The sequence below is a fragment of the Fictibacillus gelatini DSM 15865 genome, from assembly GCF_000430745.1.
Classification (GTDB): Bacteria; Bacillota; Bacilli; order Bacillales; family Fictibacillaceae; genus Fictibacillus_A; species Fictibacillus_A gelatini.
Genome location: NZ_AUMP01000004.1, coordinates 54,389 through 78,612 on the forward strand (window position 1 = coordinate 54,389; position 24,224 = coordinate 78,612).

The following is a 24,224-nucleotide window of genomic DNA, read 5'->3' on the forward strand; positions in this document are numbered from 1 at the left end:
CCTTAGTCAATCTTTTCGATAATAGCGGCAATTCCCTGGCCAACGCCGATGCACATCGTCGCTAACCCGTATTTGACTTCGCGTTTTTTCATTTCATGGACAAGCGTCGTCAAAATGCGCGCACCGCTTGCGCCGAGTGGATGACCAAACGCGATCGCTCCGCCGTTGACATTCACTTTTTCGGGATCAAGCTCTAGCTGTCTGATGCATTCAAGTGATTGTGAAGCAAATGCCTCGTTAAGCTCAACAAGCCCGAGATCACTTGCGTTTAGCCCGGCGCGTTTTAACGCTTTGCGGCTCGCTTCAATCGGGCCAAGCCCCATAATCGCCGGCTCTAAGCCTGCAACACCGGATGCCACATATTTCGCCAGCGGCTTGATGCCCAGTTCTTTTGCCTTATCCGCACTCATTAATAAAAGAGCCGATGCTCCGTCATTTACTCCTGATGCGTTTCCAGCCGTAATCGTTCCCCCGGCAAACAGCGGTTTTAACTGGGCAAGCTTCTCAAGCGTTGTATCGGGCCTTGGATGTTCATCTTCAGCGACCACAATCTCATTTCCTTTTTTATCTTTATAGGTGACAGGAACTAGTTCCTCCTTAAACCGGTTTTCTTCGATTGCTTTTTTCGCTCGCATCTGGCTCTCGTAAGCGAACTGATCCTGGGCTTCCCTCGTTACGTTGAAACGTTTAGCGACATTTTCGGCTGTTTGCGGCATCGAGTCAGTGCCGTATTTCTCTTCCAGGGCTGGATTGATAAAACGCCAGCCGATCGTCGTGTCGAACATTTTCATGTCTCCGCGCGGAAACTCGGCATTTGGTTTTGCCATTACGAACGGGGCGCGCGTCATACTTTCCGTTCCGCCGGCAATAAAAACATCGCCTTCTTCCGCCATAATCGCCCGGGCGGCGTAAATTACCGCATCAAGCCCTGAACCGCATAGACGGTTGATCGTTGTCGCGGCGACTTCAACCGGAAGGCCGGCTAAAAGGGTGGACATACGCGCAACATTACGGTTATCTTCTCCCGCTCCGTTTGCATTTCCTAATACGACTTCCTCAATTTCATGTGGAGAAACGTTCGGATTGCGCTCGACCAATGCCTTAATAACGACCGCGCCTAAATCGTCCGGTCGCACATGTTTTAAAGCCCCTTTATATCGTCCGATCGGCGTTCTGACCGCATCAACAATGACGACTTCCCTCATTTTGTGACTCCGCCCTTCTCTTTTGTGTAATCATAGACACCGCGGCCTGTTTTCCGGCCAAGCCTGCCGGATTTGACGTATTTGACGAGTAGCGGGCATGGGCGATACTTTTCTCCAAGTGTTTGGTGGAGATAGTTTAAGTTGTTCAGGCGCGTATCGAGTCCGACCAAATCACCAAGCTCAAACGGCCCCATCGGAAAGTTCAAACCAAGCTTAATCGCCTTATCAATATCTTCTGGCGTGCCTACTCCTTCTTGAAGCATGTAAAACGCTTCATTTCCGATCATGGCGGAAATGCGGCTTGTTACAAATCCCGGAAATTCATTAATAATGACAGTTTCTTTCCCCATTTTCGCCGCCACTTCTTTTGCCACTTCTACCGTTTCGTCGCTTGTCTCATGTCCGCGGATGATTTCAACAAGCGGCATGCGATGGACCGGGTTAAAGAAATGCATCGCAATCACTTTTTCTGGACGATTTGTAAATGAGCCGATTTCTGTCGGACTCATCGTCGACGTATTTGTCGCAAAATAACAGTGGTCTGGTGCCGCTTGATCGATCTCTTCAAAAACGGACTTTTTAATCTCAATATTTTCCGGAACGGCTTCTATTACTAGATCCGCCCCGCTGACTGAAACGGTTAATTGGTTGGAATAGGTAAGCTTTTCTTTTGCTTCAAGAGCTTCCGTCTCCGTCAGTTTTTGTCTCTGAATGGCTTTTGCAAAAATTCCTTCGATTTCTTTTTGTGCATTTTGGAGCGCTTCTTCTTTCACATCAACAAGCTGGACTTGAAAACCGCCAACAGCCGCAACATATGCAATCCCGCGTCCCATGACGCCTGAACCAATAACAACAACTGATTGAATCACTGGTATCCCTCCGCAAGTAAAGTATGGAAAAGCGAGCTTTCTCCAAGAAAAAGCTCGCATTATTTCATTTACACTTAATCGACGTTTAAAAAGGAGGACAAACAGAGCCGAGAAGTTCGAGGCGGCGAAGCTTTGCGCAACGGAGCGTATACAGTGAATACGTGAGTAGCACAAAAGCAAGCCAACGAAGAAATTCGACGGCAATGTTTCCCGGACTTTTTAAACATCCTATCAAAGGCCGAATGGATTTAATGGACGCGATCCCGTATAAGAAAGCACGCTCTTTGTTTCTGTATAAAGGTCAAGTGTTTCAATGCACAACTCGCGCCCAAATCCAGATTGTTTATATCCGCCAAACGGTGTTCCAGGAAACGCTGAGAATGGAGAATTAATCATAATCGTTCCTGCTTGAATCATCCCAGCTACACGGGTCGCGCGAGCGTGATCCTTCGTCCAAATGGCAGCCGCTAATCCATAGTCGGTGTTATTTGCAAGTTGAATCGCTTCCTTCTCGTCTTTGAATTTCGATACGACAACAACCGGTCCGAAGATTTCTTCCTTTACGACTTTCATATTTTCCGTAACATCGGCTATAATCGTTGGCAAATACCAGTGACCGCCTTCGAAGCCGTCCACTTTCGCGCGGCCGCCTCCAAGCACGATCGTTGCCCCTTCTTCTTTTGCGGATTGAACGTAGCTGTCAATCACTTCAAGCTGCTTTTCACTAATGATCGCACCAACATGCGTTTCCTTGCTTAATGGATCTCCAAGCGTCAATTGTTTTGCTTTCGCAACAAATTTTTCCATAAATTGTCCGTATATGCTTTCCTGGATGTAAAGGCGTGACCGTGCCTCACATGATTGCCCGGTATTGTAGAAAATGCCGAATAGTGATCCATCCACGGCCGCATCGATATCCGCGTCTTCAAAGACGAGATTTGGCGATTTACCGCCAAGTTCAAGCGTCACTCGTTTTAACGTTTTCGAAGCTTTCGCCATAATGTCTTTCCCTGTTCCTGTTTCTCCGGTAAATGCTACTTTGTCAACACCTTCGTGTTCGGCAAGATAAGCGCCAACTGTCGCGCCATCCCCCGTAACGATGTTGACGACGCCTTCTGGAACTCCCGCTTCATGGCAGATTTCCGTAAGCACAATGGCGGTTAATGGCGTCAGGCTGGCCGGCTTTAACACGATGGAACAACCTGCAGCAATGGCCGGCGCAATTTTCCATGCCGCCATCATCATCGGATAATTCCATGGAATAATTTGTGCGCACACGCCAAGAGGCTCTTTTAACGTATAGTTCATAAACGGTCCTGGTACATTGTTAACAGAACCGCGGTGTCCGACAATCGCTCCTGCATAAAATTCGAAGTCCTCAATTGCCTGCATCACTTGTCCTTGTGCTGCAGTAAGTGATTTTCCGCTGTTCAAAACCTCTAACTCTACTAATTCATTGAAGCGAGAACGCATAATACTCGCGATTTTATTGAGGGTACGAGCCCGTTTTCCTACAGGGGAGCGCTTCCATTTCCCATGATCAAAGGCTTGTCTTGCCGCACGAACCGCACGATCAACGTCTTCTTTTGTCGCTTTTGCCACTTTCGCAAGCGCCTCGCCCGTTGCCGGATTATAAGTGATAAAATGTTCTCCGTTCGCCCCTTTTACACTTTCCCCGTTAATCACCATTTCGTAAAAATCGCGTTTCATCGATTTTACTGCCTGCTCTTCTCGTGTTGTCGTCATTTTCTCCCACTCCTTCTCCGTTCTGGCTCTACGAGAGTACTTGATTTTACGTTTTTTCGTCTAAATAGCTCATTGATTCGTCTATCAGACAATTTCATTCTGTAAATTTATTTTCCTATAAAAACAGGCTTTCGTTTTTCCATAAATGCTGCGACCCCTTCTTTATGGTCAGCGGTATTTCCGGCCGCCGTCTGGGCGAGCGCTTCATACTCAAGCACTTCATTAAGATCGGCATCCCAGCTTTTATTCAAGTACCGCTTGATCAAGCCGATCGCTTTAGTCGGCATCGAGCTGAGCTTTTCAGCAAATGTTTCAACTTCTTCAACCCATGACTCTTCTTTTACCAATCTCGTAACAAGCCCGAGACGATTGGCTTCTTCGGCTGGTATTTTTTCTCCTAAGACGGCAAGCTCCATCGCTTTCGCGTGCCCGACAAGACGCGGCAAAAAGTAGAGATTACCTGAATCCGGAACGAGGCCGACATGAATAAATGCTTCAATAAAACTCGCTTTTTCAGAGACAAGCCTGAAATCACAGGCAAACGCAAGACTGGCTCCGGCACCTGCGGCCACCCCATTTACTGCTGCAATGACCGGTTTTTCCATTGAAACAATGGCCTGAATAACCGGGTTGTAGCCATTACGGAGAACGTCTCCATAATCTAACGATTCGGCATTCCCTAAGTCCTGCCCGGAACAAAAGGCACGTCCTGCTCCTGTAATCACGACAGCACGGACTTCCTCTTCTTTATTCGCTGTTTTTAATGCCGACAGCAGCTCTTTGTGCATTTGGCTCGTAAAGGCATTCAATTTATCCGGCCGGTTTAATGTAATCCAGGCGACATTTCTTCTTGTTTCATATGTGATCGTTTCGAACATGTGAACCCTCCCGCTCTATTTTCCTTTAAACTTTGCACGGCGTTTTTCAACAAATGCTCTCATGCCTTCTTTTTGGTCTTCAGATGAGAAAAGCAAGTAAAAGTTTTTCCGTTCATACTGCATGCCTTCATAGACCGAATAGTCAACGGCTTTGTAGACCGTTTCTTTAATCAAACGAAGAGACAAAGGCGCTTTTTGGGCAAGGGTTTTCGCGAATTTCACCGCTTCACTGACAACGAGTTCCGGGGCAACGATTCGGTTAATCACACCGTAATGCAGCGCTTCTTTTGCCGTCATTGGCTCTCCAAGCCAGAGCCACTCAAGCGCCTTTTTCTGCCCCATCAGTTTTGTCAGTTTGACCGTTCCGCCTGCGCCCGGCATAACGCCAAGCTTAATTTCCGGAAAGCCGAATTGCGCTTTTTCTGAAGCAAATAAAAGATCACAGCAAAGGGCGAGTTCAAATCCGCCGCCAAAACAATATCCGCTTACCGCACCAATGATCGGCTTTTTGATAAGCGCGAGCCGGTCCCATTCTTTGAACTGATTGAGCAATTCAAGCGTAATCGCATCATCATCCTTCATTTCATCGATATCCGCTCCAGCGGCAAAAGCGCGTTCATTTCCGGTAAGGACAATCGCTTTTACGTTATCATCACCTTCAAATTGCTCAAAAGCCGCCAAAAGTTCGGTTACCATTTGACGATTGATCGCATTCAGCACTTTCGGACGGTTCAGCTCGACTAGTCCAATGCCATCCTCCACTTTTGTCACAATCGTAGTAAAATTACTCATCGATTTCCTCACCGATCATCAATGTGACAAGATCGCCGGCAAATGACATTAAGTCTTTTCCGGATGCCTTTCCTTCGGCCGATTTTAGACCCGCCTTCAATGACTCATGATCATCATAGTACATTTCGCAATAAAGGTAATATTCGCTTTTGCCCATGGGCGAACCGACGATTTTCGTCACTTTCATTTTGCGAAGCCCTGGAATCTTTTTCGTAATTTCTGTATGCTCCCCGTAATAGTGCTTATCAAATTCCTCTGTGTTTTCAGGTGTTTTATAAAGCGCAATTAGTTTTACCATATCTATCATCCTTTCAAATAAATAATCTATTCAAAACAAATTCTTTTGTCTTTAATCCAAATTAAGGACAGGCTTCATCGCTTCAAACGGATTTTTACAAGACTTGCAATATAAAATGCACCGGCAGGCGGTTGGGCCAAAGATGTTTTCCATCGTCACATATGGCGATCCGCAATACGGGCATTCAATGCTCCATGGCTCTCCCATGACATGGTCAAGCGGCGGCGGAGCAATTCCAAACTCCTTCAACCGCTCTCTTCCTTCAGGCGAAATGCGATCCGATGTCCATTGCGGCGTGTAGACAAAATCAACTTTCACGTCCTCGACTTCATCAATGGATATGATCGCGTTTTCAATATCCCTTTCGATGATGTGAAGAGCAGGACAACCAACAAAAGTAGGCAACACGCTGACCGTTACCCGGCTGCCATCCACCTTCACTTCGTGCACCATTCCTAGATCTACTATACTAATGGAGGCAATTTCAGGATCCTTCACATCCTGAAGCTTGAACAGGATCTTCTCTTGAAGAGTCATTGTTGCCATCTTTGTTGTCTCCTTTCCATCTAGATACGATCGTCAACTTACCAGCCGGCAGCCGGATTCGCCCTATACACTTCAGACAATGTGGATAAAGCTCCTTCTAGATCTGAAGTATGTTCTCCCTTTCTCCCATTTCCTCTCTCCATTCGGGGAGCACCCGGGAAGTCCAGCCCGACTTCTTTAAAAACAGCTTCCATCTTATTCATCCACCGTTTCTTTAAAAGCGCTTCGTCTTCGATTAAATTGGCTTTCACGATATCAGCGTAGTACGGGCCAAGGGTCAATACGCCACCGAAGTCTTTCCATACCTTTTGGATGGCATCTGTCATCCGTTTTTTCGCTTCATCCGTGCTTGTAACAAGCTGCTTAAACCATAGCTCCCAATGCATTAGATGATAATATTGTTCCATCAAAATCTTTTTTGCCGCCTCCCGAAGCGGCTCATACGAACAAATCCGGAGCGACTCAAGGCGGATTTGCTTGGCTACCGCATAAAAGTAATTACGCACAACAGCAAACGCCCAATCGTAATCCGGCTTCTCCAAATACGTTCCAGGACCGTTCACTTCTTCAAGAATAATCGCATTGCGGAACTGTTCCGGCTTTCTTAAATGGGCGATGCTGTCACTGTCGCCTTCCCCCAGCTCCTCAAGCAGGCGGAAATACATCGAAGCATGCCCCATCATGTCCTGGTTAATCGAAGAGAAGGCTACATCTTCTTCAATGTGCGGCGCAAGACCAAGCCATTCCGATCCTCTAAAGCTAAGAATGAAATCATCATCAGCCAGCTGGTATAATAGCTCAACAAGTGCCTGGCGCTCTTCGGGTTTCATCGTTTCTTTGTTCATCAGCTGTCTCCCCTTCCACCCATGATGTGTTTTTCCGTAAATTGTTCCTGATTGTACTCGCGCCACTTTTTCTTTAAATAACCGTATCCTTTTGTTTCCCGGTAATCTTTATCCAACCGTTTCAGCATCTCTTTTTCGCTTTGCGATAGCCCGCGGATATGATCCCGTTTAACTACCCAGATATCGCTGACAGCTTCACGCCTGAAAAAATTTTCTTTCGCCATAATTAATGCCATATCTTCATTGGGTGCCAGCAGGCTAAATTGATGCTGAAATGGAGATTTATCTGTTTTCTTACTGAACACTTCATAAATGTTGTAAAAGTCATTTTTCTCTTCACTCATAGGGGTCCCCCTCCTCTCCCAAAACTAGATTGCTTTTTTAGCAGCAAGCGCTTCTCTGACCCAGGCGTTATTATCGTAAGAACGTTTCCGTAAATCGAGGCGATTCGCTGAACGCGGCCCGTTGCCCGAGACAATTTGCTTAAATTCGTTCCAATCAACATCTTTATAAATCCACAACTGCTGTTCTTCATCAAAGTGAATGGTTTCATCAGGGATCGTTAATCCTAATGCCCAGATTCTTGGCACATATTTTGTAAAAAACTCCTGACGCAATTCCTCGTTTGTTTTCGTACGAATTTTATACATGATGTTTTTATCGGCATGAGAGTTGCCTGTTTCTTTCGCTGATTTCGGACCGAAGAACATAATGAGCGATGGCCACCAGCGGTTAAGCGCATCTTGCAAAAGTTTCCGCTGTTCGGGTGTTCCTTCAGCCAGAGCGAGAATGATGCTTTCCCCGTGCTGGGCGTGGAATACTTCCTCGGCACAAATCCGTTTCAACGCTCTGGCATATGGGCCATATGAAGAATCGAGCATCATGCTTTGTGAAATGATTGCTGCCCCATCAACGAGCCAGGCAATCATTCCCGCATCCCCCCACGTCGGAGCTTCCATATGAAAGACATTATGAAACTTCAACCTTTTCGCAAATAAATCTTGCATAATATCTTCACGGTTTTTCCCTAGCGGCGCCATTAAGTCTTCTGCTACGCGAAGAAGCAATTGGCCGTGTCCCATTTCATCCTGCACTTTTGCCATGATCGCTAACTTCCGGTGAAGCGAAGGGGCTTTCGGCACCCATTCTTTCTCTGGAAGCGCTCCCATAATTTCCGAAATACCATGCATGGCAATTAATCGAATTAACGACATCCGGTAATCCTCCGGCATCCAATCATCCGCTTCGATCTTTTCTCCCCTATTGATTCGATCCATAAAGTGCTGGTGCTTTTCCTCTTCCGTCAACTGATCAAACTGTACACCTGCTTGCACTATACTCCCCTCCAATTGTATGACGTTTTATTACCGTCATTATAAAATAACGTTATATATTTTGGCAATCTATTATATGCTTAACTCTTCAATTAAATGCTTGACCACCCGTACGGCTTTTCCTTCAGAACGCGGAATGGACTTTGGCGGCAGGACAACAACATTTAATGTAACAAGGCAGTTGTTTTTCACTTTATGCTTTACTTTTTCCTTAAGATCGTGAACAAGTTCATGCTCCATGTCCTGGCAAACGTTTCCGAAAAATTCTTCGGTCACTTCCACATGAAGCTCCACTTTTTCTTTTAGCCCTTTTTGAATGAGGTGAAGCTGATAATGAGGAACAATATCCTTTACTTGCAGTAAACAGTTTTCCACTTGTGATGGGAACACGTTAACGCCCCTGATAATGAGCATATCGTCAATCCTGCCCTTGATTCTCGACATTCTGACAGAGGTCCGCCCGCAGATGCACGGCTCTTTTTTAATAGAAGCAATATCTCCGGTTCGATAGCGAATGATCGGAAATGCTTCTTTCGTTAAACTTGTGAAAACAAGTTCGCCTTCTACACCGTCAGGAACTGGCTCCAGTGTATCAGGGTTAATCACTTCGACAATGAAATGATCGTCCATTACGTGCAGGCCATCTTGAGCTTCATGGCATTCCATCGCTACTCCCGGCCCCATGACTTCACTAAGCCCGTAAATGTCCTGCGCTTTAATGCCCAATTTCTCTTCTAACGTCGCCCGCATTTCCTCCGACCACGATTCAGCTCCGAAAATTCCGTATTGAAGAGATGTTTCCCTCGGATTCTTGCCCATTTCCTCCATCTTTTCGGCAAGGGTTAAAATATAAGAAGGCGTTCCGCAAATGACTTGCGGCTTAAAATCTTCAATCAAGAGAATTTGCCGTTCCGTGTTTCCCCCAGAGACAGGAACGGTCGCCATCCCTAGCTTTTCTGAACCGTAATGAAGCCCGAGTCCACCTGTAAAAAGGCCATACCCGTACGCATTATGCAACACATTCCCTGGCTCACCTCCAGCGATCGCAATTGAGCGGGCGACCATTTCAGCCCAATTGTCAATGTCTTTTGCCGTATAACCAACGACGGTCGGTTTTCCGCTTGTCCCCGAAGACGCATGAATGCGAACGATTTCTTTTTTGCTTGCGGCAAACAGGCCAAACGGATAATGATCGCGTAAATCTTGTTTCTTTGTAAACGGGAGCCTTTCAAGATCTTTAAGAGAAGTTATGTCTTCAGGTTTAATTCCCGATTCATCGAATTTTTGGCGATAAAAAGGAACTCGCTCGTAAACATTTCGGACCGTTTGTTTCAGTCGCTCAAGCTGCAATTCTTCCTTCTTATCCGCATCCATACATTCCATTTCCGGATTAAAAATCACTTTCTTCACCTCTCACCCAAAATGTAAGCCCTTACAATTCGTTTTAAACAATATAACGTTTTTAATCCGTTTACACACTATTTTGTAATACTTCTAGTTAAAGTGTATCGTTTATCTATTTTTCTGTCAATTGTTGAAGTTCATAAAAAAATGAAAAGGGGTCTCTTCTTTTTTGAAGTGATCCCTTTTCATTTATTTTTTCAGGATAGTTTTCGGATCAATTTTTGTATCTTCTTACACATTTTCATTAATTCCCCCTTATCAAAATCGACTTTAGGCCGGGGGAATGGAGCTTCTTGAAGCAGCTGAACTTTCCTTTTTTCCTTCATTCATTATGCCCCTTAATCGGTAATTAGTTATTTTTAGTATATGCTGTTTCATCACAATGCACACAAAAAAAGACATGGGTCACCATGTCTTTAGAAGATGTTCAAAAAGTCCGGGAAACATTGCCTGCGAATTTCCGCGTCAGCTTGCTCCTTCGTTCCTCACGTATTAAAGAATATATGCACCTGTGTCTACTAGCATTGCTCCGAAGTTTGCTTCCTCGGTGCAACTCGCAGTGAATCTGGTTGCATTGCTCGTCGCTCCGGTACTCGGAGTCTACGCTTCCTTGAACTTCTTGGCCCTGTTTGTTCTCCTTTTTGAACACGAATTTAAATAAAATTCTTTAGCTTTTGCAGGGCATTTTTATTTTTTTCAATAATATGTTTCGTTGCTAAGTCTATTGGAATTTTTACGCGATTCGGATTCTCGCTTAACAGGGATACCTTTTTCTTCCGGTCATCAGGGATCTTCTGCGCATTTACACTCATCCTTGATCACATCCTTATGCTTCTATTTTAACATGCTTTATGCCAGCTGTGAATGGTTGCCATATTAATCAAATTGACAAAGTCTACATCTTGAATCGATTTCTGCTGTGCTTTAGCGATAATAATGACCGGATATACGATTTTTATCAGCATAATGGCAATTTGGTCATCTATTTGAATAATTCCGGTCTCTTCTAAACTTTCGAGATGAGCGTTCTCCAAATGGAAGCCAAGTATTCTTGTGCTTTGAACTACCTCTACTTTATTTTGGTAGTTGATCACATACACTTCCTGAAAGCACTGATTGGAATAGACTTGCAAAAAGGATTGCAAATCATCGATGTAGTCATCTTCCGTCTTCCATGAAATGCTCTTTAAATCGTCTGTATTGATCCTTCCTAAAATATCGGAAAATAAATCGATCTTAGCGTTCGTTGAAGTTACTTTTTCTTCAAGTTCCTTGCTTGTCTTCACAACCTCATCTAAAATCAATTCCGCACCCCAAATTTTAGAAATGGATGGTGTTAGAAAAATGGCGATATCAACAAAAATAAACATGGAAACAATGATCAACATGTCTCGCCACAATTTCAAATCCAGGCCGTTGACCATAAAATAACAAATGAATGCAATGATTAAAAACAAATACCAGATCCTTCGAAATAATTGTTTCTTTTTCAGGAATACCTCTTCTTTACGTCCGTAGAAAATGACCATTCCGATAATAAACAAAAGTATAATAGATAATCCTAAATGAAAAAAGCCATTCATAATAATCTCCTAAAGAAAGATGAGAATAGTAATTGTATATTTCTATAACTATCCTTCCATTTCCTTTATAAAAGTGTTTGGACTTACTTTTTAATAAAGCAAGTCCAACATTTCCTGACGTGACACATTGCCAAAATAAAATTTTAAATCAATGTCGCTTAATGCTTGTTCCAATTCAGTCCGGTCATAGCGCGTACCGACGAGACGCTCTTCAATATCACTTACATCACCGACGCCAAAAAAGTCTCCATAAATCTTACATTCTTGTATAATTCCTTTTTCAATTTGCAAGCGAATATCGATTGAACCTGCGGCAAAACGATTGGATAGTTCGACATTGAACTTTGGTGACTTCCCGTAATTCCACTCCCAATTGCGGTACCTGTTTTCCGAAATTTCGTTAATTTTTTCCCAATCGTCATCCGTTAATACATATTGTGGAATTTCAACAAAACCTTCGAAAAGATATTGTAAAAGGGTTTGCTTGAATTCTTCCATCGATATGTCCTTTGGCAGGTGTTCGCGAATATTGGTGACACGGCTTCTAATGGATTTAATTCCTTTTGACTGGATCTTGTCCATTTTGACATTTAGCGCTGATACAACATGGTCGATTTCCGAGTCAAACATGAGGGTTCCGTGGCTGAACATTCGTCCTTTTGTTGAAAACTGGGCATTTCCCGAGATTTTCTTTCCGTCCACTAAAATATCATTCCTGCCGCTCAGTTCCGCGTTGACCCCAAGCTTTTTCAATGCTTTTACTACAGGATCGGTAAATTTTTTAAAATCATGAAATGAATTCCCGTCATCCTTTGTAATAAAGCTAAAATTTAAATTGCCTTTGTCATGATATACGGCCCCGCCTCCCGATAAGCGGCGGACAACATGGATGTTGTTTTCTTTTACATACTCCGCATTAATCTCTTCAACGGTATTTTGATTTTTGCCAATAATAATGGAAGGTTCATTAATGTAAAACAACAAATACGTTTGATTGATGTCCAGATGTTTAAGAGCGTATTCTTCGATGGCAAGGTTTATTCGCGGGTCGGTAATGTTTTGATTATCAATAAAAAGCATGCCTTTTTCTCCTTTAACCGTTAGTTTAGCTCTCCCATGTCCAGCCGGTGCGAGCAAGCTCTATAATTCCGTTATACAATTCTTTTGCTTCTCTCGCAAGCTGTTCGCACTCGCCAAAATGCGGAAGATGGGTTAAAAGCAGCTGTTGCACATCCGCTCCATTGGCTATTTTTGCGGCATCATGAGAATTCATATGCCCCTGTGCGCTTCCATCCTGATGTTTATACAAATTACATTCACAAATGAGCAAGTCCGCATTCTTACTAAATGGGATGAATACTTCTTGAAAGGAGGAATCTGCTGTATACACAACCGTTTTTTTACCATCAGTCACCCGCATGGCGTAACAAACGGCCGGATGCTTCGTTTCTAAAAATGAAATCGTGAATGGGCCGATTTCAAGCGGCATGAGAGGGTTATACTCCATTCCCGTCGTCAGATTTTTATATGTTAAGGACGCAAATCCTTTTTCATCCTGCCGATGTCCATAAATTGGAAGAGGCGACAAACCTTTTTGCAAGTATGATTGAATGAGTCTTCCGTACTGGAGCACTCCAATATCAGCGACATGATCATGGTGGTAATGAGAAAGGATGACGGCATTCAATTCTTCCACCTTAATGAAATGTTGCAATTGTGCCAGCACGCCACTTCCACAATCGATCAGCAAGTTAAATCCTTCTTTTTGCAGAAGATAACCGGAAGTCGCGCTACCTGCTGCCGGATAGCCTCCCCAAAAGCCAAGAACCGTAAGCTTCATTTCATTCACTCCCATTGACTAGTATAAGACCCATTCTCTATTCTTGACGGCCATTCCACGATTTAGCCAGGTTAAGTTGTCGCTTTCTATTTAGAGGAAGGGTATAATTAATAGAATAACCATCCACTTCAATAAAGAAGGGAGTTTTCCATAACGTATGATTGAAGTTCGCAATTTAAAAAAGTCATTCGGCGATCTTGAAGTGTTAAAAGACATCAATGCCGTCATTAAAGAACAGGAAGTAGTTTGTGTGATCGGCCCGTCAGGCTCAGGGAAAAGCACATTCCTCCGCTGTTTAAATAAATTGGAAGACATTACAGGCGGGAAAGTTGTCGTCAACGGCTTCGACCTTACCGATCCGAAAGTGAATATTAATAAAGTGCGGGAAGATGTCGGGATGGTCTTCCAGCAGTTTAACTTGTTTCCTCATAAAACAGTGTTGGAAAATGTCACTCTTGCCCCGATCAAAGTAAAAAAAATGGACAAAGTTGCTGCAAAAGAAAAAGGGCTTAATCTTCTTGCGAAAGTTGGGCTTCGCGATAAAGCCGACAGCTACCCCGGACAGCTTTCCGGCGGACAAAAGCAGCGTGTCGCCATCGCCCGGGCACTGGCAATGGACCCGAAAATTTTATTGTTCGATGAGCCCACTTCCGCCCTTGATCCGGAAATGGTCGGAGAAGTGCTTGAAGTCATGAAGCAATTGGCGAAGGAAGGAATGACGATGGTCGTCGTCACACACGAAATGGGATTCGCCAGAGAAGTTGGAGACCGTGTTTTCTTTATGGATGGCGGCTATATTGTAGAAGAAAACAAGCCTTCTGAACTTTTTGGCAATCCACAGCACGAACGTACGAAATTATTCCTCAGTAAAGTTCTATAAGAACCAGGTTGGATGGTTTAGAATCGGCGAACAGCCGATTCCGGTATCCATATCATTTAAGAATCATTAGAAAAGGCACTCCCTTTACAAAGAGAGTGCCTTTACTTACATGCTTTCAGCGATGTTTTCTTGTTTATCTATGCGATATTTCTTCATCTTAACTACATAGAAGATGTAAGTCAATAACAATGCTGGAACCATAAAGGCCAATAAAGAAATAACATTTTGCCACATGAGACTATAATCCCCTGCTGAAATGACCGCCCTGAATCCCGCAATCGAGTAGCTCATCGGCAAGAAGCTATGCAGTTTTTGCAAGACGGATGGCACTAGTTCAAGCGGATACGTTCCTGCACTTGAGGTTAATTGCAAAATCAATAGGACGATACCGATAAATCTTCCTGGATTCCCCATCGTTGTGACAAGAAATTGGATGATCGCCATAAAGGTTAAGCTCGTAATAATGGTAAATAGAATAAATCTCGGAACACTTTCAACATGAAGTCCTAATCCATACATTAGTATGCAATCCGCAATCAATGACTGAATGATGCCGGCGATCGCCATAAATCCATACTTGCTTATAAACCAGCCGAATGCATTTTTGGGCTCTCTTGCAGGTTCTGTCATTGGGAAAATAATCGTCAAAGTTAATGCTCCGACAAATAAACCGATTGATATAAAATACGGGGCAAATCCGGTTCCGTATTTCATGTCTTTGTTTGTGCTCATATCTTTCGTCTTCACAGGATCGGAAAACATTTTCTGTTCATCTTTATTATCTTTTGCTTTGTTTGTTTCCGCCGAGGCTTTTCCTAACTTCTCTTTAAGGTTATGATTTCCGTCTTTTAGCTCATCGAGGCCGGAATTAAGGTCAATCGTTCCTTTTTCTAATTTAGCCGCCCCACTCGCTAAATCGCCGGAACCTGCATTGGCCGCTGAAATGCCTTTTGATAATTGTTTGCTTCCATCGAGAAGCTGGCTTTGTCCGTTGTTAAGCTTCGACACGTTGTTGACAAGGTCAGACCAGCTCTTTCCGATTTGTCCGGTTCCATTTGCTAGTTGTCCGATACCTCCAGCTAATTGGTTTGCTCCATTGCTGGCTTCACTTAACTTTCCGTGAAACTTTTTCATGTTCTTCAGCTCTTCTTGTTGGCCATCGTTTAATTTTTTCGCACCGTCTAGCAATGCTTTCTGGCCACCGGCTACCTGGTTAAGCCCTTTATTAAATTGAACTTCACCGTTATGAAGCATTGTCGCGCCTCTTGCCAGATCATTAACCCCTTTGTTTAATTCTTTGAACTTTTGCAGATCACTACCTACCCCTCCAATTTTCCCATTTAACAACTTCAATTTTTCTTTCAATTCCGGGGGAGTATTCGGGTCATTCGCAAAGTCCCCCAATACTTTTTGCAGTTCCTCTACGCCTTTAGATGCTTCATCGACTTTTGGCGAAAATTCATTGAGCTGTCTTGCAATCTCGTTAGCGCCTTTATCTAACTTTGCCGATCCTTCTACTAATTCAGGGCTTTTCGATTGCAATGTATAAATGCCATTTGCTGATTTTTGGATGCCGGCATATAGTCCATCGTTGCCGTCTTTTAGCTTCTGCTGGCCGTCTACTAGTTGTTTGTCGGCGTCCGTTAATTGTCCAAGTCCTCCTGCGAGGCTTTTCGCTCCTTGCTCCAGTTCAGTTGCACCGCCTGACAACTTGTTAATTTCCGGCGTCTTCGCTTTTAAGCCATTATATAAGCTTTGCGTTCCATTGTAAGATTGTTCAAGGCCGTTCGTCAGGTCAGAAGATCCTTTCTCTGCTTTTGAAAGTCCCTTGTGTAAATTGGAGGCACCATCTGCAAGTTTCCCTGCGCCGTTTTTCAAGTCATTTGCTCCATTTGCCGCTTTATCCGCTCCATCGGCAAGTTTTGTTGCTCCGTTTTTCGCTTTCTTTAAGTTGTCTCCGAATGTATCCATTAATACGGCATAATATTTTTCAGTAATCGTATGAGAAAGGCTTTCACGTATTTTTCCGATTCCTTTTTCGCTGATTTGCGTTGATAAATAGTTATAGCTGGAATTGGTTCGATAGTTTATCTCAAGCTTTTTCGGATGTTCGTCTAAAACTGTCGTCGCTTTTTTCGAAAAGTCATCTGGCAAAACAATTTCCGCATAATATTTATTATTCTCTATTCCTTTATCTGCTTCTTTTTTACTCGTAAACACCCAATCAAATTTAGGATCCTTTTTTAATTCCTTTACAAGGTCTTTCCCGATATGAAGGTTTTTCCCTTTAAATTCTGTTCCGTGGTCTTCATTAACGACCGCGATTTTTAAATGGTCAACTTGTTTATATGGGTCCCAGAATGCCCATAAATAAACGCCACTGTAGAGAATCGGAATAAATAAAATAGCACTAATTGAGATTAATAGCTTTTTATTCCGAACAACCTCTTTTAACTGATGAAGTAACATGACTCCAATCACCTTCCTTTTTTCCTTCTAACAAATGACCAGATTAGTCATTTGGTCAACCTATCATGAAAAAATAGACCTTTCTTCCCCGGAAAAGATCTATATGACTGAATCAGTTTTTTGGTCATTCTAGAACATACCATGTTCTTATGAATACTTCAAGCATTTAATGATTGCGCAATCCGTTAATTAATACATTTTCCAGCACGTGGGCAATTTCTTCCTTCGAAAGCGGTTGATGTTCCCTCTCCCAATCAAATACAAGAGAGACATACATCCTGATCATTAAAAAGGCTGTAATTTCGGTATTGCACGGTTTTATTTCGCCTTTTTCAATGGCCTTTTCCAATTCTTTTTTTACAAATTTAAGCACCGCTGATTCCAGCATTTGCGATGCTTCCCGAACAGCCGGGGTGTTCATTTCTTTTACTTCTTGCGTAATTTTAATGGCTAGCTGGTGGTTCTTACGGAAATCAAGAATTCCGTACAAAGCGGAATGGAGATTTTCGTGGAACGGCCGATCCTCATGAATAGCGGCTACAGCCACTTCACGAATTTGTTTAATCAAATCTTTGACAATTTCTTTAAACAATTCTTCCTTTGTTTCAAAAAAAGTATAGATCGTTCCTTTTCCAACGTTGGCAATTTTGGCGACCTGTTCCATTGTCGTTGCTTTATAGCCAAATAAAGTGAACGATTTTGAAGCTGCTTCAATAATGTTTTGCCTTCGATCAATCATTGTCGCTGTTCCTTTCAATGACCGAATTTTGAATTTGGTCATTTTTAAACATACCACTTTACCCTTTCAGTTTCAATATGATAATAAAAAAAAGTCAGGTATTTTCCTGACTTTCGCTTATTATTATGCAGCTACTGTATTCATTTTATGATTATTGCGAATCGCAAAAATGAAGATAGGCGCTAAACCCCCGCACGTTAATACAGTAAATACAGTCATGAGAACGGCTTTATCCGAATACTTGTCGTACGTCCAATGATATACGAAAAACATGAAAATTCCAATTGCAAAACCAATGATCGCCCCTAGAATTGGTATAAAACTAAGCACAAAAGCTCCAATGCTGACGCCAAGCAAAATAAATCCGCCATTCGGCCCGAGTTTATGGGAAACAATTTTTCCCAAAATATACATTTGGGCAATTGGTACCCATGCTAACCATTCGTTTTCAATTCCTTCCCTTTTGGCCATTCTCATAAGGCCAATTCCCAAAAAGATGTACATAATGATTCCAATGACCAGAAAAATCAGGAAGAAAGAAGCTAATAATGCAAATAAAGTGAAATCATCCCCCGTAGTTGAATACGAATCATACATAGTTACCCCTCCTTTTTCATCTATTTATGTAATGATTTACCCATTTAGAACAACAAGTAAACCATTCTGAATAATTTTACTACCCATTTTCAGCTTTTTACAACATAATATTGCAATTTTTTTATCACAACATGAATCAAGCGATACATCCCATTGGATATATCGCTTAAATTCCAAGAATTTGCCCGACAGCTTTTTCTGCCGAGACGATGCAATCCGGAAGGCCGATCCCGTCGTAAGAGGCTCCGGCGAGATAAACGCCCGGTAAATGCTGCTCTAATTTTTCCATTAATTTTTTTAGTTTCTGTTGATGATTTACTTCGTACTGCGGCATCGCTTTTTTCCACCGTGAGACATAGTAAAAATCAGGTGTAGCGGTAATTCCCATGATTTTTTGCAAATCCCGACTAACGGCTTCCATTATTTCTTCATCTGATCGAAAGACGATTTCCTGATCCGATGCCCTCCCGACATAACAGCGGAGCAACACTTTTCCTTTTGGTGTCGTATGCGGCCATTTTCGGTGTGTCCAGGTACAAGCGGTAATCGTATAATCTTCTCTTCTCGAGATGACAAAACCTGTTCCATTTATGTCATTTTTTAATGCTGACTGATCAAAAGCCATGGCAACCGTTGCAACCGATGTCGGTGGGGTCACATGAAAATCTTTGATATCGAGATCTTCAGGCAGCAGTTTGCGCGTTACCATGTACGGCGTGGTAAATAATACAACATCTCCGATTTTCTTTGTTCCGTCTTCCAATTCGACTTGATACCGACCATCGGGTTCGCGGGAAAATGAAGTAACTTTATTCCCTTTCAAAATGCGTTCATTACCAATTGCTTCTTCAAGCTTGTCAATCAATGACTCAAGCCCGGTTGTTAATGTGTAAAATTGGCCAGGTTTTCTGCTTGCTCCCGGTTGCTTCGGATTTGTCGGCAACGTTCTCTTCATTCCGAGAATAAGACTTTTTGAACGTTTCTCTACTTCATGGAACTGCGGAAAGGTCGACTGTAAGCTGAGCCTGTCAATGTCCCCGGCGTAAATCCCTGAGAGAAGTGGCTCAATTAAGTTTTCCAGCACCTCGCCGCCAAGGCGCCTTCGAAAAAAGTGACCAATTGAGATGTCATTTTCTACATCTTCCCTTTTAGGCAAAACAAAATCAAGCGATGCTCGCATCTTGCCCTTTAAGGAAAAAAGCCCTGTCGTAATAAAAGGAGTAAGCTTTGTCGGTATCCCCATCACCGCGCCTTCAGGAATCGGGTTTAATTTGTTTCGTGCAAGGACATAGGATTGTCCAGTATTGTTCGATACCAGTTTATCTTTAAGGCCAACGCTTTCAATAAGCCGTGTCATTTCCGTCTTGCGTTTTAAATAGGAGTCTGGCCCCCGCTCAATCACGAAGCCGTCGCGGCAAATGGTCTCGATCTTCCCGCCAAGACGCTCGCTTCCTTCAATTAGCGTAAATGATAACGGCAACCCGTTTTCCTCTATCTCTTTTTTTAAATAATAGGCGGCAGTAAGCCCCGTAATTCCTCCGCCAATTATTAAAACTTCCTTCTTCCTTGCCATACCACTCACATTCTTTCTATGTTCCTTTTCTAGCTCTGATTACTTTAACGCTTTGCTTACAACCTCTGCAAGGCAATCAATAAATTCATCCTGGGCATTTGGCATCGGCGGTCGGTAGTAGTTCGCTCCAAGTTCATCCGTGACAACCTTACATTCATAATCATTGTCATATAACACTTCTAAATGTTCCGCCACAAAGCCGACTGGACAATAAATGTAGGATGTATAGCCGTGCTCTTTATGCAAGTCTCGCGTTAAATCTTGTACGTCTGGACCGATCCATGGCTCCGGCGTGTTCCCCGCGCTTTGCCAGCCGATGGCATAATGTTTAATATTGGCTTTTTCCGCAATGAGTCTTGCCGTTTCTTGCAACTGCTCCGGGTAAGGATCGCCCATTTGTAAAATACGTTCTGGAAGACTATGTGCCGAGAAAATAACGACCGTTTTCTCCTCTTCACTTGACGGAATCGTTTTCATCAAGTGAGTGATTTGTTTTACCCAATAGTCGATAAACTTCGGCTCTTCATACCAGCTGTCAATCGTTGTAATTTTCGGGCCGCCGATTGATCCCGACTCTTCCACCGCTCTTGAATTATATGATTTTACACTGAATGTTGAATAATGCGGCGCCAGGACAAGGCTAATTGCTTCACGAATTCCATCTTTTTTCATTTGCTGTACCGCATCTTCAATAAATGGGTCAATGTGCTTTAAACCTAAATAGCTTTTAAACTCGATATCTTCATACATTTCATTTAGTTTTTGTTCGAGTTTGTGAGCTTGTGCTTCTGTCGTTTTTGCCAGTGGTGAAATCCCGCCGATTTTTTCATAACGCTCTGTTAAATCTTTCAACTGCTCTTCTGACGGTTTCCTCCCGTGGCGAATGTGGGTATAATATTTTTCCACCTCATCAAGGCTTCTTGGCGTTCCATAAGCCATGACGAGCAGTCCGATTGTTCGCTTTGCCATCATCTTTCACCCCATCCGTTTAGCAGAATAATCATGAATGAAGGCCGTCAGCCGCTGCAATGTTTCGACTTGGACTTCCGGGAAAATTCCTTTTCCTACATTAAAAATAAAGCCCGGCTCTTCCATTCCTTCATCTAGTATTTCCTTCGCCCGCTGTTCAATAACATTCCATGGGGCTAGAAGAATAGCAGGGTCAAGATTGCCTTGCAGCGCCTTTGTAACGCCCATGTTCCGCGCTTCTTTCGGAGAAATTCTCCAATCGAGGCCAATCACATCAAGCGGCAAATCGTTCCATTCCATAATAAGATGTCTCGCGCCCGTTCCATATAAAATTAATGGAATGCCTGTTTTGCGCAATTCTGAGAAAATCCGATGCATGACCGGTTTAATATACTTCCGATAATCTGCCTGGTTCAATGCGCCAACCCACGAATCAAAAATTTGAAACGCCTGCGCGCCGGATGCAATTTGTGCTTTCGCATAAGAAATCGTCATATCTCCTAATTTGTCCATTAAAAGAAACCATGCATCAGGATCTGCATACATGAATGCTTTCGTAAAATTATAGTCTCTCGATGGTCCGCCTTCGATCATATAGCTTGCGAGTGTAAATGGCGCCCCTGCAAATGTAATAAGCGGCACGTCTAATTGCTCACGAAGCAGCTTAATCGTCTCGAGCACATACGGAACGTCCTTTTCTGGCTGAATAACTCCTAATTTTTCAACATCTTCTTTTGTCCGGATCGGTTTCTCAATGACCGGGCCTTTTCCCGCTTTAATTTCAACATCTACACCGATTCCGTGGACAGGGGACATGATGTCTTTATATAAAATCGCTGCATCGACTCCATGTTGATCAACAGGTAGTTTTGTCACTTGCGCGCAAAGTTCAGGACGATGCGTAATGTCAAAGAGTGAATATTTTTCTTTCAATTTGCGGTATTCAGGCTGCGAACGCCCCGCTTGTCTCATGTACCAGACCGGGACAAAACTATTTTTCTCTTTCCGACACGCTTTCAAAAACTCGTCATTATATCCCAAATGAAACACAACCTTCCTTGCTTACTGAGGTGAGAATGGGAGGTGGGAGTGAGAACAAAAACCTCTATTTTAACCTCGATTTATCGAACACTTATTTCCATAATGTATTGTAAAAGAATTCATATTAAAAGTATAGCCAATTGACTTAAATGTCATGAAATTGACGAGTTTAATGTGACCTGCCTAACACATCTTCTTGATTTGCATAAAAAAAATAGTGGATAAAGGCCCAGCCTATCCACTGTTTTTAATCCGCGCTCTTCATGAGCGTCTCGTATTGATTATTTTGCTCCTCTAAAAAAACTCTGGCTTCTTCACTATCTTTATAAAAGTCATTCCAGTCATTGTTTTTTAAAATCGCTTTCCATTCTTTTGTGTTTACCATTATTCTGATTTTTTGATTCCAATACGCAATTTCTTTTTCCGACATATTCGGTGGCCCCATGACGCCACGCCAGTGAGGGAATACGATATTTACCCCCTGTTCTTTCCAGGTGGGAACGTTTTTTAACCCTTTTAGCCGTTTGCTCGATGTCACGGCTAAAATATTGATTTTTCCGTCATGATATGGCCTTGAAGCTTCTGAAACAGCCATTGTCGCGACATCAATTTTTTTCGTTAATAATGCATGGGTAACGTCTCCAACACTTTCATAAATGCGAAAATTAAGTTTTGCAGGATCCACATGATACACCTTTGCTGCCTGGACGAAAGCTAATTGATCGTCATTACCTAAACCGGGAGCAACTCCGATTTTTATCGAATTAGGCCGTTTTTTTAGTTTTTTCATTAATTCTTCCGCATTCTTTAAATTGGAGTTTTTAGCTACGGCTACAGTTTGCCATTCTGTAGCCAAAATCGCGATTGGCGTAAAATCCGAAAATGTAAGCTTGCTTTGGCCTAACAAATGATTGGTAATTAGCAGACTTGAATTTATGCCAAGAGCACGCCCATCATGTTTTTTTAAATATTTCCACCCGACTTCTCCTCCGCCTCCGAGCTTATTAACAACCTTGATTGGCTGAGTGATGATTCCGTTGCCGTTTAACACTTTTTGCATAGCCCTCGCGGTTTTGTCCCAGCCTCCTCCTTCAGGAGCAGGTGCGACGATTTCGATCGGGTTTTGAGTGGAGATGGGATGATCCTTTTCAGCGTTTTGAAAAAGGCATCCAGATAGGAAAAAACACGGGATGAATACTGTAAGCTGAAACATGTTTTTCATAAACTATGCACCTCAATCGTCCAGCGAAAAAAATCATCCCAACTTAAGCCGAGATGATTTTTTCAATACTATTTCCTATTATACAGAAATTACTCCGGTTAAGAGGGCTACAATAATCATGACCAGCGATAATCCAAGCGCCCATTTAAAAACCATTTTTTGTTGGTCGCCAAATTCAACCCCGGCCATTCCTACTAATAAATAGGCTGCTGCCATTAACGGGCTCATAACATGTAACGGCATCCCCAATACGGACGCGCGGGCGATTTCAACCGGACTGACTCCATATGCCGCTGCTGTTTTGGCAATAATCGGAAGGACCCCGAAATAATAAGGATCATTTGCCATAAAATACGTAAACGGTAAGCTCGTAATCGCGGTAATGAGCGCAAAATGCGATCCTAACGAATGCGGAATAATCGAAATTAATGAAGACGCCATTTGGTCGACCATTTTCGTGCCCGTTAATATACCCGTAAAGATTCCTGAAGCGAAAACGAGCGATACAACCGCCAGCACATTGCCCGCATGAGAAGAAATTCGTTCTTTTTGTTCTTCTAATTTAGGATAATTGACCATGATCGCGATGGCAAAACCGATCATGAAAAGAACTGGAATTGGCAATATCTCCATAATAAGAGCAACTAGTAGCACAACGGTTAATAGAAGGTTAAACCATAATAGCTTTGGCCGCTGAATGCCCGTTTCGACGGCTGCTGCTTGTTCGCGAACGGCCAGACGATCGAGAGAACTTGTTTCAATTTGGACGATGCCCAAACGTTTACGTTCTTTTTTCCCAAGAACATAAGCCGTAAACAAAATCCAAAGCGCGCCGGCAGCCATAACAGGAATAAGCGGAACAAACACATCCGCTGTTTCCAGATGCAATGCGCTAACCGCGCGTGCCATTGGCCCGCCCCACGGCGTCATATCCATAATCCCTAAAGCCAGCATGGCAACACATGTTAAAACAATCGGCCGCATGCCAAGCCGTTTATAAAGTGGAAGCATGGCAGAGACGGTAATCATGTATGTCGTCGTACCATCTCCATCTAGCGCTACGAGCATAGCAAGTATCGCCGTTCCGATGACAATCTTTAACGGGTCGCCTTTTACAAGCTTCAAAATCCATCCGATGAGCGGATCGAATAATCCGGCATCGATCATAATGCCGAAATACAAAATCGCAAACATAAGCATGACGCCAGTCGGCGCAACACTTTTAATCCCTTCGAGCATCATTGGGCCAATCTTTAGCCCAAACCCGCCAATTAAAGCAAAGATGACGGGGATAACGACTAAAGCAATTAAAGCTGACATTCGCTTTGTCATAATGAAAAACATAAAGACGGCTATCATTAAAAAACCTAATAATGTAAGCATGATTATCGCTC

General features: G+C 43.1%; 24 protein-coding genes. 1 reads left to right on the plus strand and 23 read right to left on the minus strand.

What is annotated here, in order from left to right:
* Positions 1–2: 2 nt before the first annotated feature.
* From H538_RS0107650 to H538_RS0107725, 15 genes are all read right to left on the minus strand, one after another.
* Entirely contained in the window at positions 3–1,205 is a 1,203-nt protein-coding gene (locus tag H538_RS0107650) for a thiolase family protein (RefSeq protein ID WP_026677110.1), read from the minus strand.
* Positions 1,202–2,134: a 3-hydroxyacyl-CoA dehydrogenase gene (locus H538_RS0107655; protein WP_281172177.1), complete on the minus strand. Its 933-nt coding sequence runs from the start codon at positions 2,132–2,134 to the stop codon at positions 1,202–1,204. Before H538_RS0107655 ends, H538_RS0107650 begins: the two co-directional genes overlap by 4 nt.
* A 171-nt stretch (positions 2,135–2,305) precedes the next feature.
* Positions 2,306–3,820 (minus strand): aldehyde dehydrogenase family protein, encoded by a 1,515-nt coding sequence (locus H538_RS0107660; RefSeq protein ID WP_026677112.1) that lies wholly within the window; start codon positions 3,818–3,820, stop codon positions 2,306–2,308.
* Between the two features lie 107 nt (positions 3,821–3,927).
* Positions 3,928–4,698 carry an enoyl-CoA hydratase-related protein gene (locus H538_RS0107665; RefSeq protein WP_026677113.1) on the minus strand — a complete coding sequence of 257 codons (771 nt, stop codon included), beginning with the start codon at positions 4,696–4,698 and terminating at the stop codon, positions 3,928–3,930.
* A gap of 15 nt (positions 4,699–4,713) precedes the next feature.
* A complete protein-coding gene (locus H538_RS0107670; protein WP_026677114.1) occupies positions 4,714–5,490 on the minus strand; it encodes an enoyl-CoA hydratase/isomerase family protein in 777 nt (258 codons plus the stop codon).
* Entirely contained in the window at positions 5,483–5,788 is a 306-nt protein-coding gene (locus H538_RS0107675) for an EthD family reductase (protein ID WP_026677115.1), read from the minus strand. Before H538_RS0107675 ends, H538_RS0107670 begins: the two co-directional genes overlap by 8 nt.
* A gap of 51 nt (positions 5,789–5,839) precedes the next feature.
* Positions 5,840–6,334, minus strand: a complete 495-nt coding sequence (gene paaD, locus H538_RS0107680; RefSeq protein ID WP_026677116.1) for a 1,2-phenylacetyl-CoA epoxidase subunit PaaD — start codon at positions 6,332–6,334, stop codon at positions 5,840–5,842.
* 38 nt (positions 6,335–6,372) lie between these two features.
* Positions 6,373–7,179, minus strand: coding sequence for a 1,2-phenylacetyl-CoA epoxidase subunit PaaC (paaC, locus tag H538_RS0107685; protein ID WP_026677117.1), 807 nt, complete (start codon positions 7,177–7,179; stop codon positions 6,373–6,375).
* Complete coding sequence (gene paaB, locus H538_RS0107690; protein ID WP_026677118.1) at positions 7,179–7,523, minus strand: 1,2-phenylacetyl-CoA epoxidase subunit PaaB; 345 nt, start codon at positions 7,521–7,523, stop codon at positions 7,179–7,181. The genes paaC and paaB overlap by 1 nt, the downstream gene beginning before the upstream one ends.
* A 24-nt stretch (positions 7,524–7,547) precedes the next feature.
* Positions 7,548–8,456 carry a 1,2-phenylacetyl-CoA epoxidase subunit PaaA gene (paaA, locus tag H538_RS0107695; protein ID WP_051291394.1) on the minus strand — a complete coding sequence of 303 codons (909 nt, stop codon included), beginning with the start codon at positions 8,454–8,456 and terminating at the stop codon, positions 7,548–7,550.
* 129 nt (positions 8,457–8,585) lie between these two features.
* On the minus strand, positions 8,586–9,896 hold the full coding sequence (locus H538_RS0107700; RefSeq protein WP_026677120.1) for a phenylacetate--CoA ligase family protein: 1,311 nt from the start codon (positions 9,894–9,896) through the stop codon (positions 8,586–8,588).
* A 674-nt stretch (positions 9,897–10,570) separates the two neighbouring features.
* Entirely contained in the window at positions 10,571–10,729 is a 159-nt protein-coding gene (locus tag H538_RS26040) for a hypothetical protein (RefSeq protein WP_154657926.1), read from the minus strand.
* A gap of 27 nt (positions 10,730–10,756) precedes the next feature.
* Positions 10,757–11,500 (minus strand): type II toxin-antitoxin system SpoIISA family toxin, encoded by a 744-nt coding sequence (locus H538_RS0107715; protein ID WP_026677121.1) that lies wholly within the window; start codon positions 11,498–11,500, stop codon positions 10,757–10,759.
* A gap of 90 nt (positions 11,501–11,590) precedes the next feature.
* Positions 11,591–12,580, minus strand: coding sequence for a lipoate--protein ligase (gene lplA / locus H538_RS0107720; RefSeq protein ID WP_026677122.1), 990 nt, complete (start codon positions 12,578–12,580; stop codon positions 11,591–11,593).
* A 25-nt stretch (positions 12,581–12,605) separates the two neighbouring features.
* Complete coding sequence (locus tag H538_RS0107725; protein ID WP_026677123.1) at positions 12,606–13,340, minus strand: MBL fold metallo-hydrolase; 735 nt, start codon at positions 13,338–13,340, stop codon at positions 12,606–12,608.
* Positions 13,341–13,497: 157 nt separating this feature from the next.
* On the opposite strand from H538_RS0107725, the gene H538_RS0107730 reads away from it, so the two are divergent.
* Positions 13,498–14,220 (plus strand): amino acid ABC transporter ATP-binding protein, encoded by a 723-nt coding sequence (locus H538_RS0107730; RefSeq protein ID WP_026677124.1) that lies wholly within the window; start codon positions 13,498–13,500, stop codon positions 14,218–14,220.
* A gap of 105 nt (positions 14,221–14,325) precedes the next feature.
* On the opposite strand, the gene H538_RS23370 is transcribed toward H538_RS0107730, so the two are convergent.
* From H538_RS23370 to H538_RS0107770, 8 genes are all read right to left on the minus strand, one after another.
* Positions 14,326–16,689, minus strand: coding sequence for a YhgE/Pip domain-containing protein (locus tag H538_RS23370; protein WP_051291377.1), 2,364 nt, complete (start codon positions 16,687–16,689; stop codon positions 14,326–14,328).
* Positions 16,690–16,855: 166 nt separating this feature from the next.
* Complete coding sequence (locus H538_RS0107740) at positions 16,856–17,428, minus strand: TetR/AcrR family transcriptional regulator (RefSeq protein WP_035350415.1); 573 nt, start codon at positions 17,426–17,428, stop codon at positions 16,856–16,858.
* Between the two features lie 123 nt (positions 17,429–17,551).
* Entirely contained in the window at positions 17,552–18,025 is a 474-nt protein-coding gene (locus H538_RS0107745) for a hypothetical protein (protein ID WP_026677126.1), read from the minus strand.
* A gap of 166 nt (positions 18,026–18,191) precedes the next feature.
* Positions 18,192–19,598, minus strand: a complete 1,407-nt coding sequence (gene hemY / locus H538_RS0107750; protein WP_026677127.1) for a protoporphyrinogen oxidase — start codon at positions 19,596–19,598, stop codon at positions 18,192–18,194.
* A gap of 39 nt (positions 19,599–19,637) precedes the next feature.
* Positions 19,638–20,567: a ferrochelatase gene (hemH, locus tag H538_RS0107755; protein WP_026677128.1), complete on the minus strand. Its 930-nt coding sequence runs from the start codon at positions 20,565–20,567 to the stop codon at positions 19,638–19,640.
* Between the two features lie 6 nt (positions 20,568–20,573).
* Positions 20,574–21,608, minus strand: coding sequence for a uroporphyrinogen decarboxylase (gene hemE / locus H538_RS0107760; protein WP_026677129.1), 1,035 nt, complete (start codon positions 21,606–21,608; stop codon positions 20,574–20,576).
* A gap of 247 nt (positions 21,609–21,855) precedes the next feature.
* Entirely contained in the window at positions 21,856–22,830 is a 975-nt protein-coding gene (locus H538_RS0107765; protein ID WP_026677130.1) for a tripartite tricarboxylate transporter substrate binding protein, read from the minus strand.
* A 78-nt stretch (positions 22,831–22,908) separates the two neighbouring features.
* Positions 22,909–24,213 (minus strand): CitMHS family transporter, encoded by a 1,305-nt coding sequence (locus H538_RS0107770; RefSeq protein WP_026677131.1) that lies wholly within the window; start codon positions 24,211–24,213, stop codon positions 22,909–22,911.
* Positions 24,214–24,224 lie beyond the last annotated feature (11 nt).